13 protein-coding genes and 1 pseudogene are annotated in these 11,292 nt (G+C 68.3%); 10 read left to right on the forward strand and 4 right to left on the reverse strand.

Translation table 11 applies throughout. The features are described 5' to 3' along the window. Window positions 1–44 precede the first annotated feature (44 nt). On the reverse strand, window positions 45–233 hold the full coding sequence (locus BM288_RS14190) for a hypothetical protein (RefSeq protein WP_143102968.1): 189 nt from the start codon (window positions 231–233) through the stop codon (window positions 45–47). 154 nt (window positions 234–387) lie between these two features. Here BM288_RS14190 and fbaA point away from each other — a divergent pair, with 154 nt between their 5' ends. Then, window positions 388–1,428 (forward strand): class II fructose-bisphosphate aldolase, encoded by a 1,041-nt coding sequence (gene fbaA / locus BM288_RS01520; RefSeq protein ID WP_092915192.1) that lies wholly within the window; start codon window positions 388–390, stop codon window positions 1,426–1,428. Window positions 1,429–1,573: 145 nt separating this feature from the next. On the opposite strand, the gene BM288_RS01525 is transcribed toward fbaA, so the two are convergent. Then, a complete protein-coding gene (locus BM288_RS01525; protein WP_092915194.1) occupies window positions 1,574–1,900 on the reverse strand; it encodes a hypothetical protein in 327 nt (108 codons plus the stop codon). A 50-nt stretch (window positions 1,901–1,950) separates the two neighbouring features. Continuing rightward, window positions 1,951–2,550, reverse strand: a pseudogene (locus BM288_RS01530) (4-hydroxy-3-methylbut-2-enyl diphosphate reductase); the annotation flags it as partial. Between the two features lie 291 nt (window positions 2,551–2,841). Here BM288_RS01530 and BM288_RS14195 point away from each other — a divergent pair. The 5 genes from BM288_RS14195 (at window position 2,842) to BM288_RS01545 (ending at window position 6,382) form a co-directional block, all read left to right on the forward strand. Further along, complete coding sequence (locus BM288_RS14195) at window positions 2,842–3,198, forward strand: hypothetical protein (protein ID WP_143102969.1); 357 nt, start codon at window positions 2,842–2,844, stop codon at window positions 3,196–3,198. Between the two features lie 215 nt (window positions 3,199–3,413). Then, complete coding sequence (locus BM288_RS01535) at window positions 3,414–3,671, forward strand: hypothetical protein (protein WP_143102970.1); 258 nt, start codon at window positions 3,414–3,416, stop codon at window positions 3,669–3,671. A gap of 20 nt (window positions 3,672–3,691) precedes the next feature. Further along, a complete protein-coding gene (locus BM288_RS14200; protein ID WP_143102971.1) occupies window positions 3,692–4,750 on the forward strand; it encodes a hypothetical protein in 1,059 nt (352 codons plus the stop codon). Then, window positions 4,741–5,361 carry an ABC transporter ATP-binding protein gene (locus BM288_RS01540; RefSeq protein ID WP_092915198.1) on the forward strand — a complete coding sequence of 207 codons (621 nt, stop codon included), beginning with the start codon at window positions 4,741–4,743 and terminating at the stop codon, window positions 5,359–5,361. The genes BM288_RS14200 and BM288_RS01540 overlap by 10 nt, the downstream gene beginning before the upstream one ends. Next, window positions 5,351–6,382, forward strand: coding sequence for a hypothetical protein (locus BM288_RS01545; RefSeq protein ID WP_092915200.1), 1,032 nt, complete (start codon window positions 5,351–5,353; stop codon window positions 6,380–6,382). The genes BM288_RS01540 and BM288_RS01545 overlap by 11 nt, the downstream gene beginning before the upstream one ends. 37 nt (window positions 6,383–6,419) lie before the next feature. On the opposite strand, the gene BM288_RS01550 is transcribed toward BM288_RS01545, so the two are convergent. Next, complete coding sequence (locus tag BM288_RS01550; RefSeq protein WP_177220199.1) at window positions 6,420–7,370, reverse strand: 4-hydroxy-3-methylbut-2-enyl diphosphate reductase; 951 nt, start codon at window positions 7,368–7,370, stop codon at window positions 6,420–6,422. A gap of 169 nt (window positions 7,371–7,539) precedes the next feature. On the opposite strand from BM288_RS01550, the gene xseA reads away from it, so the two are divergent. From xseA to BM288_RS01570, 4 genes are all read left to right on the forward strand, one after another. Continuing rightward, window positions 7,540–8,763, forward strand: coding sequence for an exodeoxyribonuclease VII large subunit (gene xseA / locus BM288_RS01555; RefSeq protein ID WP_092915202.1), 1,224 nt, complete (start codon window positions 7,540–7,542; stop codon window positions 8,761–8,763). 98 nt (window positions 8,764–8,861) lie between these two features. Then, entirely contained in the window at window positions 8,862–9,125 is a 264-nt protein-coding gene (locus BM288_RS01560) for an exodeoxyribonuclease VII small subunit (RefSeq protein WP_318255271.1), read from the forward strand. Beyond that, entirely contained in the window at window positions 9,122–9,757 is a 636-nt protein-coding gene (locus BM288_RS01565; RefSeq protein WP_092915206.1) for a DUF4245 domain-containing protein, read from the forward strand. The genes BM288_RS01560 and BM288_RS01565 overlap by 4 nt, the downstream gene beginning before the upstream one ends. Window positions 9,758–9,798: 41 nt before the next feature. Next, complete coding sequence (locus BM288_RS01570; RefSeq protein ID WP_092915208.1) at window positions 9,799–11,202, forward strand: class II fumarate hydratase; 1,404 nt, start codon at window positions 9,799–9,801, stop codon at window positions 11,200–11,202. Window positions 11,203–11,292 lie beyond the last annotated feature (90 nt).

Consider the following 11,292-nt stretch of genomic DNA (forward strand, 5'->3'; position numbering starts at 1 on the left):
AGCGTAGACCGTCCACCCGAACGCCGCATGCACGTCTCCAGCGGTCAGCCGGGCTCGCCTCCGTGCTCGGGCACATCGCCCGCGCCGCGCAGCCCTGCAGGCTCGCGTGCCGCGATTCGGGTGAGCTCCTCAAGCAGGTAGGCGTTGAACGACAGACCGCGTGCGTCGGCCCGGCTAGCGAGGGCGGCGTGCACCGACTCGGGCAAATCGGGAATCCGGATCATCTTCGGCATGCCGCGACGATAGATGCGGCCGCCGACACTCGCTGTCGGCCCGGGCCGGCACGACGCGACCCCGCGCATCCGCACGTCCTGCCTCTTAGACTGAGCCTGATCCCGCGCGGCCCGCGTCAACGGCCCGCGCCCCAGACGAGTCAGGAGCTGTGCCATGCCCGTCGCAACGCCAGAAGAGTATGCAGAGATGCTCGACAAGGCGAAGAAGAACGCCTTCGCCTACCCCGCCATCAACGTGTCGTCGTCGTCGACGATCAACGCCGTGCTGCAGGGCCTGACCGAGGCCGGCTCCGACGGCATCATCCAGGTCACCACCGGCGGCGCCGACTTCTTCGCCGGCCAGAGCGTGAAGAACCGCGCAGGCGGAGCGATCGCCTTCGCCCGCTTCGTCACCGAGGTCGCAAAGGCCTATCCGATCAAGGTCGCGCTGCACACCGACCACTGCCCGAAGGACGCCCTCGACGGCTTCGTCTTCCCGCTCATCGAGGCGAGCGAGGAAGAGGTCAAGGCCGGCCGTGCTCCCCTGTTCCAGTCGCACATGTGGGATGGCTCGTCGGTGCCGCTCGAGGAGAATCTCGAGATCGCGAAGCAGATCCTGCCTCGCACGCATGCCCTCAACCAGGTGCTCGAAGTCGAGATCGGTGTGGTCGGCGGCGAAGAGGATGGCGTGAGCCACGAGATCAACGACCAGCTCTACACGACGCTCGACGACGCGGTCGCGATGGTCGAGGCGCTGGGCCTCGGCGAGCACGGCCGCTACATGGCAGCACTCACGTTCGGCAACGTGCACGGCGTCTACAAGCCGGGCAACGTGAAGCTGCGGCCAGAGCTCCTGGGGCAGATCCAGGCGGGCATCGCCGAGAAGTTCGGCGCAGGCCGCCCCGAGAGCGGCCCCAAGCCGCTCGACCTGGTCTTCCACGGCGGCTCGGGCTCGTCGGATGAGGAGATCGCCACCGCGGTCGCCAGCGGCGTCATCAAGATGAACATCGACACCGACACCCAGTACGCCTACACGCGCTCGGTCGCCTCGAGCATGTTCTCGAACTACGACGGCGTACTGAAGGTCGACGGCGAGGTCGGCAACAAGAAGGTCTACGACCCGCGCTCGTGGGGCAAGGCAGCCGAGACGGCGATGGCGGCGCGCGTCGCCTCGTCGACGCAGCAGCTCGGCTCGGCAGGCTGGTCGAGCAAGTAGTCATCGCAGACAAGAACGGGCGCCTCTTCGCGAGGCGCCCGTTCTGCGTCTTGGTGCGGATGCGTCCACGTGGCGCATCCCGCGCGGTTGCGTGACCGAGGCGGTTCAGTTGCGACCGCTCGCCAACGACCGCACCGCGGTGGCCCTACTCCCAGTCGCCGGCGTCGATGATGCTGTCGGTGCCCTCGGGCATCACGGTGTCGTCGACGCCGTTGTCGTCGGTGTCGACGCCCGCCTGAGTGCCACCATGCTCGTCGGGGATGTCGGCGGGGTCGTCGCCCTCCCACTCCTCGTCGCGGCCTTCTGAGCCTTCGGGAGCGTCGTCGCCGTCGATCTCGTCGAGCTCATCGGTCGCGAGCACTCGGTCGGAATCGGTGCTCTCGCCCATCGACTCGTCGTAGTCTTCACCATCGGCCATCTGCTCGGCCCACTGGTCGTCCTGCGGCTGGCTCTGCGGCTGTGCGTCAGTCATGGCCCGATCGTACCCACGGGCGCTGTGGCACGCCAGGGCGGCCGCTCCGCTCAGCGCTTGCGACTGGGGCGCAGCTCCTTCGGCAGCGAGAAGATGAGGTCTTCCTCGGCGGTGCGCACCTCTGCGACGTCGGCGTAGCCGGCGTCCTCGAGCTCCTGCAGCACCTCGCGCACGAGCCCTTCCGGCACGCTCGCACCGCTCGAGATGCCCACCGTGCGGGCACCCTCGAGCCACTCCTGCTGGATCTCGGTCGAGAAGTCGACCCGGTAAGCGGCCTTCGCGCCGTACTCGAGCGCCACCTCGACCAAGCGCACCGAGTTGGAGGAGTTGGCGCTGCCGACGACGATCACGACGTCGGCCTCCGGCGCCACCTTCTTGATGGCGACCTGGCGGTTCTGGGTGGCGTAGCAGATGTCGTCGCTGGGCGGATCCTGCAGGTTCGGGAAACGGATGCGGAGCCTGCGCACCGTCTCCATGGCCTCGTCGACAGAGAGCGTCGTCTGGCTCAGCCACACGAGGCGGTCGGGGTTCTTCACCTGCACCGTGTCGGCTTAGTCGGGGTTGTTCACGATCGTGACGCGATCGGGCGCGTGGCCGGCGGTGCCCTCGACCTCCTCGTGGCGCGATGGTTGCGACCCGATTGCGAGAATGCACCGTGAAGAATGATGAACCGTCCTAGGTTCGCTGCCGCTTCTCTGCGGGAGCGGCTCTCGGGTGAGCGTCGCGAAGTAGGCCGCCTAAGACTCGTCGGAGCTGATCCGCTGCCGTCCGCACCGCATGGAGTTCATAACCGTCAAGCCTTTCGGCCTAAAGAAGGGACCGCCGCACAACAAGCGACTGTGCGGCCGTTCCGCTCGGTTCAGCGTCGATCAAGCAAGCTCTCAGGCAACGGCAACCAGGTGCTACTGTTTGGGCCACGTTCGGCTTTAAAGGAGAAGGCCATGGCCATAGGTTCCAGGATCGCAGCGCTCGCCTTGACAACAATTGCCGTTGCTGGCCTGACAATCGGTGCAGGTGCGACGCCCGCTCTCGCCGGCGTCGGCGGCATCGGCTGCCCCGGCGGCGCATCGGCGATCGGGACTTACTACCCAGGCGGCGGAGCCCGGACGACCGAGTTCCTTGACTGCGGCCAGTTTTCGGTTCGGATCGCATACCGGCCGTACGCGGGTAGCCCGACCTACTACACATCATGGACATACCACCCGACGAACGCCTACCGTGCAGACCCTGGTGGTCAAATTCTGACGAATCATAACGGCAGTTCCTCCGGTCGATCCTACTTCTCGCTGTCGAGTTGAGACTGCCTCCGAAGGGGAATAAAGCGCGCACATCGAGTCGGCAACTTGTCCTGGGCGCAGCTCTCGCGCTCGTCTTCGGCGTGTCAGGCTGCGCAGCGGGCGACGACGAGCAATCTGCGACTACGGAGCATGAATACCGCACGGCGTTTCAGCAGTTTGCGACGTGCATGGAGGCCGCCGGTCACCCCCTTCGCGTCTCCGATGACACGGGAACCGTGATCGACTACTCACTGCCCGAAAGCGCGATCACGTCTGGCGTAGAGTCGACGTGCTACACCCCGTTCCAGCCGATCGACATCGCCTGGCAGATCCAGAATGCGTACTCGTCGGCCGCCTCCGTGCAAGTCCGCGAGTGCCTCGAGAGCGCAGGCATCCAGCCTGCCGGCACGGTAGAGGACGAGCATGCCCAGCTCGTGGACGCGGGACTCGATGAGGCCTGCTTCGCGAACCCACCGGAGGTTGTCGATCCGTGACGCGTAGGCATCGAGACCGGTTGAACCCTCGCACCGCCGCAGCGCTGCTGATCGCGTTCTGGGTGGTTCCCGTTCTCGTCGTTGCGACTACGCTCGTTCTCGCAGACCGTTTCGAGCGAGCGGCGATCGTCGACGAGGCGGACCCGGTTGTTTCTGTCGGCAGCGTCGTCGATGATGCATCCTCTCCGGTCACTGTCACGCTCGTTTCTGGTCAGTCGCGAGAGCTGATCTCACCGATCGGCGGCACCGTGACGTCTTCGTCGACCGGGCACGGGGCAGACATCGAAAACGGTGCTGTCGCCCTGCAGGTCGACCGACGAGCGGTCCGGTGGTTCGTCGCGACTTCGCCACTCGTCGGCGATGTATCGCCGGGGTCGACCGGCACCGATGTCCAACTCGTCGCAGAGCACCTGGGCGTCGACGGCTCCGGAGAGCGGTACAGCGCAGCTCTTCGGCTCGCGATCGACGCACGGAACGGCGAAGGCGGCTGGCCACGCGACGGAGTGTTCCGCGCTTCGTCGGTGCTCTTCGCGAACCCGACGGAGACCTCCGTGGGCCGCTTCGAGGCCCCGGTTGGGTCAGTCGTGTCCGAAGGCGGTCGACTCGGTGAGTTCACCGCACCCGTCGTCGAAGCTCGGCTAGCACCGTTGGAGGGAGCTTCGGTCGACGCGCGCCTGTCTACCGCGAGCACTGTTCTTACAATTGCGGAAAGCACCTTCCCCATTTCAGGAACCGCAATCGCTGAGCCCGGGTTGGCTCCGCTGCTGGCGGCAATCCAGGCAGCTTCTCTGCCGTCTACGAGAACGTCGGAAACTGAAGTGCAATATCGGGAGGCCATATGGGCATTGGCCGAACCAGAAGAGTACGGCGTCGTCCCCAGCTCAGCATTGATCGCGACAGACGATGGGACGCCTTGTGTTGTCACCGTTGACGGCGACGCGACAAACGCGGTGCAAGTCGAGGGCACCACCTCGATCGGGGTCAGTGGCACGTCTGTGGTGCCGGCCTCGCTCATCGGCTCACAGGTCTTGCGCGTCGGCGCTCAGGCACCTGCAGAAACCCAGGCGACATGCGGTTGATCGCACACGACGTCATTGTCGAGCTCGGATCGACACGAATCCTGGACGGTCTCAGCTTCACTTTGAAGTCCGGGACGATCACCGCCGTGCGGGGCCCGTCGGGGAGCGGCAAGACAACCTTGCTCGGCGCGATCGCGGGCTCCGTGCCGATCGAGTCGGGGACCATCGATTGGTGCGACGGCGATCAGGCCATCCCGGTGCCAGCCGGCGCCGTCGCATGGGTACCGCAAGGTGGCAATGCGTTGGGTGCACGAACGACGCTCGACAACGTCCTCGTCGCAGCACTTTCGACGGGCATTTCTGACACCGCCGCACTGCGCAGGTCGATCCAGTGCCTTCAGCGTGTCGACATCGCACCCAGGAAGCGCAACGACGCCGACACTCTCAGCGGTGGCGAACAGCAGCGACTGTCGTTCGCACGCGCCCTTGCCCTCGACCGCCCACTTGTGCTCGCTGACGAGCCGACCGCGGGACTCGACCGAGCCAATGCTGAGAACGTCGTCGCGCTGCTCCGGTCCCTGCGCTCTCGCAGCGCGATCGTCGTGGCCACCCACGATCAGCACCTTATTGCCGCATGCGACGTCGTCGTGGATCTCGCTCGTGGCGCGTGACGGATTACGGCCCGCGGCGATCGTCCGTGAGGCGTTGCTCAATGCGACCGGCGGTCGCATTGGCACGGTCGCACTCTCGTGCGTCGTCATCGCACTCGGCGCGACGTTGAGCGCTGTCGCCGCCGTCGATCACGCAAGCTTCACTGCAGACCAGCAGGTACTGACCGCCGCAGGTGGCCAAGTCGCCGTCATCGCCTCCAGCACGCGGGCTGAGGTGCAGATCGATCGACGTTCATGTGAGAGGCTCGCGAATCGTTCCGAAGTCGCCCGCGCGGGCCTCATCTGGAACTCCCATCGTACGGTCGTCGGACCGACCGGCCTAGGGGTCCCGGTTGTCGAGGTGAGCACTTCGCTCGTGCCGGAATTGTCGGCGTCGACCGCCGTGATCGGCATTGGCCTCGCTGCTCAGATGAATCCTGGCCATGTCGTCATTGATGACGTCCCGGTCGCAGCAGTCCCGGGATCGGACCAACCAGAGGGAATCCCGCTCGACGCAGCGATCGCAGTTACTGCGCCCATAAGCGCCCGATCTGGCGAACGGTGCCTGGTCGAGTTTGAGCCCGGCGCCGAGAGTGCGTCTGCGTTGGCCGCGGCGACAGCACAGATACGAGTCTTCGGGGGGCCTGTGATCGCCACGCTCACCCATCAAGATGCGACGTCCGCAGTGCAACGCCACCTCGACAGACCCAGTCGATGGATGTCACTCCTCGTCGGCGTCCTCGGTGGCGGCCTGCTCGCGCTCACCATCGTCGGTCGGCAGTCTGCGGTCGCAAGCTACCGAGTGAGCGGTGTCGCGCCCATCGCACTGCGTTGGATCCTCACCCTCGAGACTGCATGGTTCGCCGGCCTCATTGCCATCAGCAACACTGCGGGTCTCATCGCGCTGCAGGCTTGGCACCCCTCCTTCGCTGCGGATGCGCTGCGTGGATTGGCGGCAGCATGCATCGCACTGCTCGTCAGCGCGATGGCGACGGAATTGGTAGCGCGACGCCCGTTGCACAGGCAACTCAAGGACCGCTGAGCAACGCCGCCGACCCCGGCAGCGCCGTGAGGCGTCCTCAGCGCTTGCGGCTGGGGCGCAGCTCCTTGGGCAGCGAGAAGATGAGGTCTTCCTCGGCGGTGCGCACCTCGGCGACGTCGGCGTAGCCGGCGTCCTCGAGCTCCTGCAGCACCTCGCGCACGAGCCCCTCCGGCACGCTCGCACCGCTCGAGATGCCCACCGTGCGCGCACCCTCGAGCCACTCCTGCTGGATCTCGGTCGAGAAGTCGACCCGGTAAGCGGCCTTCGCGCCGTACTCGAGCGCCACCTCGACCAAGCGCACCGAGTTCGAGGAGTTGGCGCTGCCGACGACGATCACGACGTCGGCCTCCGGCGCCACCTTCTTGATGGCGACCTGGCGGTTCTGGGTGGCGTAGCAGATGTCGTCGCTGGGCGGATCCTGCAGGTTCGGGAAGCGAGCCCGGAGGCGGCGCACCGTCTCCATGGCCTCGTCGACGGAGAGCGTCGTCTGGCTCAGCCACACGAGGCGGTCGGGGTTCTTGACCTGCACCGTGTCGGCCTCGTGGGGGTTGTTCACGATCGTGACGCGGTCGGGTGCGTGGCCGGCGGTGCCCTCGACCTCTTCGTGGCCCTCGTGGCCGACCAGCAGGATCTCGTAGTCGTCACGCGAGAAGCGCACGGCCTCGCGGTGCACCTTCGTCACGAGCGGGCAGGTCGCATCGATGGCGTCGAGGCCCCGGTCGGCCGCCGCCTGCACCACTGCCGGGCTGACACCGTGAGCGCTGAAGATGACGCGCTCGCCCTCTGGAATCTCGTCGACCTCGTTGACGAAGATGGCGCCCTGCTCGGTCAGCTGCGAGACGACGTGCTTGTTGTGCACGATCTCCTTGCGCACGTAGATCGGGCCCTCGTACTGCTGCAGCGCCTTCTCGACGGCAAGCACCGCGCGATCGACGCCAGCGCAGTAGCCGCGCGGCGACGCGAGCAAGATGCGCTTGGCTCCATCCACCGGGTGATTCTGCAGGCGGCCCCGACGGAGTGCGGGACGGGGGTCGTCCAGAGGCACTCGTCCGTTCGTGATCGTCACCGCCCCAGTCTACCGTTGGTGGCACGCGGTGGCCCCGTGGTCGCTGCGAGCGAACACCGCCGCACTTTCGAGGCAGACACCGAGGAGCACGATGGCCGAACGCATCACCGGCACCCCCGACGAGCCGTGGAGCGTGGAGCGCCTGGGCGCCGAGCTGAAGGGCTACATCGGCAGGCTCGGGCACCTGTGGGTCGAGGGCGAGATCACGCAGTGGTCGAACTCGCGCGGCAACGTCTTCGGCAAGCTCAAGGACGTCACCGCCGACGCCACGGTCTCGTTCAACGTCTGGAGCTCGACCCTCAGTCGCATCGAGGGCGACTTCAAGCAGGGCGACCGCGCGGTGATGCTCGTGAAGCCCGACTACTGGCCGCGCGCCGGCACCCTCTCGATGGTGACGCAGCAGATGCGCCACGTCGGCCTCGGCGACCTGCTCGCCCGGCTCGAGGCGCTGCGCCGCGCGCTCGCCGAGGAGGGGCTGTTCGACGCTGGCCGCAAGCGCCCCCTCCCGTTTCTGCCGAACCGCATCGGGCTCATCACCGGGCGCGACTCGGATGCCGAGAAGGATGTGCTGCGCAACGCGCAGCTGCGCTGGCCGGGGGTCGAGTTCCGCGTCGAGCACGCCGCGGTGCAGGGCGACCAGACGGTGCCGACGGTGCTCGCCGCGCTCGCGCTGCTGGAGGCCGACCCGGAAGTCGACGTGATCGTGATCGCCCGCGGCGGCGGCGACTTCCAGAACCTGCTCGGCTTCAGCGACGAGCGGCTGCTGCGCGCGGTCGCGGCCGCGACCACGCCGATCGTCTCGGCGATCGGCCACGAGAACGATCGCCCGCTGCTCGACGACGTCGCCGACCTGCGCGCGTCGACGCCGACGGATGCGGCGAAGCGGGTGGTGCCGGATGTCGCGGAGGAGCTCAACCGCATCGCGCAAGCGCGCGCGCAGCTGCGCGCGAGGGTGACGCAGCACGTCGCCCGCGAGGCGGAGCGGCTCGAGGCGTTCCGCACGCGCCCCTCGCTTGCACGCCCCGAGACGATCATCGAGTCCCTCGGCGACGACCTCGCCCGGCTGACCGCTCGGGCCGACGAGCTCACCGGTCGCGTCGTCGACCTCGGCGGCCAGCGCCTCGACCACCTGCGACAGACCCTGCGGGCGCTCAGCCCGCAGGCGACCCTCGACCGCGGCTACGCCGTCGTGCAGACCGCAGCCGGCTCTGTCGCGCGCGACGCGGCGACGCTGACCGCAGGCGAAGCACTGCTCGTCACCCTCGCATCCGGCACCCTCGACGCCGAGGTGCGCGCCGCGCATCCGCAGCCCTGACAGGCCGGCGCCACGACCGGTGACGGCGGCGACGGACATGGCCGCGCGGTCGCACGCGAGCATCCTGCATGTGCGGGCCGCGCGGTAGGCTGGAGCACGTGACCGATGCAGCCGACAGCCCCGTGAACAGCGACGTCCCCGAGCTCTCGTACGAGCAGGCTCGCGACGAGCTGGTGCGGGTGGTGACGGCGCTCGAGTCGGGCGGCGCGACGCTCGAGGATTCGCTCGCGCTCTGGGAGCGCGGCAACGCGCTGGCCGACCGCTGCGAGGAGTGGCTGCAGGGCGCCAAGGCGCGCCTCGACGCCGCCCGCACGTCGGCCTCGACCGCGTCGGAGAACCCGGAAGGCGCCGATCGGGCATGAGCGGCAAGGACCCCCGCGTCGTCGCCGAGCTCGGCCGGCCGGAGACCCCCGACGAGGCTGCCGCCCGCAAGGCCGCATCGTCGCGACGGCACCGTGAGAACCGCACCTTCACGAACCTGCTCGCGGCGATCGTGGTGTGCCTCGGGGTCGTGTTGGTGATGGTGCTCGTGGTGGTGCGGCCGCCGATGCCCGAGCGCGAGCCGATCGACGTCGCCGCGGCGGCCGAGGCCTCGCAGATCGTCTCGAACCAGCCGCTGATCGTGCCGGAGCTGCCGGAGGGCTGGGGCTCGAACGCGGCCGAGATCCGCACGGGAGCCGACCAGATCGTCACCTGGCACGTCGGCTACATCACCCCCGCCGAGCAGTACGCCTTCGTGCAGCAGGCGATCGACGCGAACCCGACCTGGCTCGTCGCCGCGATCGAGGGCGCGACGCGCACGGGCGAGCGCACGATCGACGGCACCACCTGGATCGAGTACGACCAGCGTGCGACGGAGGACCCCGGCAACCTCGCGTACGTGCTCACGACCGAGCACGACGCATCCACCGTGGTCATCGGCGGCACCGCCGACGACACGGAGCTGCAGACCTTCGCCGAAGCCGTGAGCGCGCAGCTCACCGCCGGCGACTAGCCACCCAGAACGCAACCAGCAGCCAAGTGAAAGGCAGTGCAGTGAACGACGTCGACTACCGGATCGAGCACGACACGATGGGCGAGGTGCGCGTGCCCAAGGACGCGCTCTACGCCGCGCAGACGCAGCGAGCGGTCGAGAACTTCCCCATCTCGGGCTCGGGCCTGGAGCCCGCCCAGATCGTGGCGCTCGCGCGCATCAAGCGCGCCGCGGCCCTGGCGAACAAGGAGCTCGGCACGGTCGACGGCCGGATCGCCGACGCGATCGTCGCGGCCGCCGACGAGGTCATCGGCGGCGCCCACCACGACCAGTTCCCGATCGACACGTACCAGACCGGCTCGGGCACCTCGTCGAACATGAACATGAACGAGGTGCTCGCGACGCTCGCGACCAAGCACCTCGGCGACACGGTGCACCCGAACGACCACGTCAACGCCTCGCAGTCGTCGAACGACGTCTTCCCCACCTCGGTGCACATCGCCGTCACCGGTGCGCTCATCGAGCAGGCGATCCCGGCGCTCGAGCACCTCGCCGGCGCGCTGGAGGAGAAGGCGACGCTCTGGGCCGACGCCGTCAAGCCCGGCCGCACGCACCTGATGGACGCGACGCCGGTCACGCTCGGCCAGGAGTTCGGCGGCTACGCCGCGCAGGTGCGCTACGGCATCGAGCGCATCCAGGCCGCGCTCCCCCGCGTGGCCGAGGTGCCGCAGGGCGGCACCGCCGTCGGCACGGGCATCAACACGCCGCTCGGCTTCCCCGAGAAGGTGATCGCCGAGATCGCCGCCTCCAGCGGGCTGCCGATCACCGAGGCGCGCAACCACTTCGAGGCGCAGGCCAACCGCGACGGCCTCGTGGAGGCATCCGGCGCCCTGCGCACGATCGCGGTCTCGCTCACGAAGATCAACAACGACCTGCGCTGGATGGGCTCGGGGCCGAACACGGGCCTCGGCGAGCTGCAGATCCCCGACCTGCAGCCGGGCTCGTCGATCATGCCGGGCAAGGTCAACCCCGTCGTCCCCGAGGCCGTGCTGATGGTCTGCGCGCGCATCATCGGCAACGACGCGACGATCGCGTGGGCCGGCGCCTCCGGCTCGTTCGAGCTCAACGTGCAGATCCCGGTGATGGGCACGGCGCTGCTCGAGTCGATCCGGCTGCTCTCGAACGCCTCGCGCGTGCTCGCCGACAAGACCGTCGCGGGCCTGGAGGCCAACGTCGAGCGCGCCGCCGCGCTGGCCGGCATGAGCCCCTCGATCGTGACGCCGCTCAACCGCCTGATCGGCTACGAGGCGGCCGCGAAGATCGCCAAGCACTCGGTCGCCGAGGGCATCACCGTGCGCGAGGCCGTCATCGACCTCGGCTACGTCGAGCGCGGCGAGCTGACCGAGGCCGACATGGACAAGGCGCTCGACCTGCTGTCGATGACGCACCCGGGCGTCGCGAAGTAGCTGCCGCCCGCCACGGCGCAAGGGCGCGGATCCGGTTCGGATCCGCGCCCTTCTCCGTGCGCCGTTGCACACCCGCGTGCGCGGCGGGCA

The sequence above is a fragment of the Agrococcus baldri genome (assembly GCA_900114805.1).
Classification (GTDB): domain Bacteria; phylum Actinomycetota; class Actinomycetes; order Actinomycetales; family Microbacteriaceae; genus Agrococcus; species Agrococcus baldri.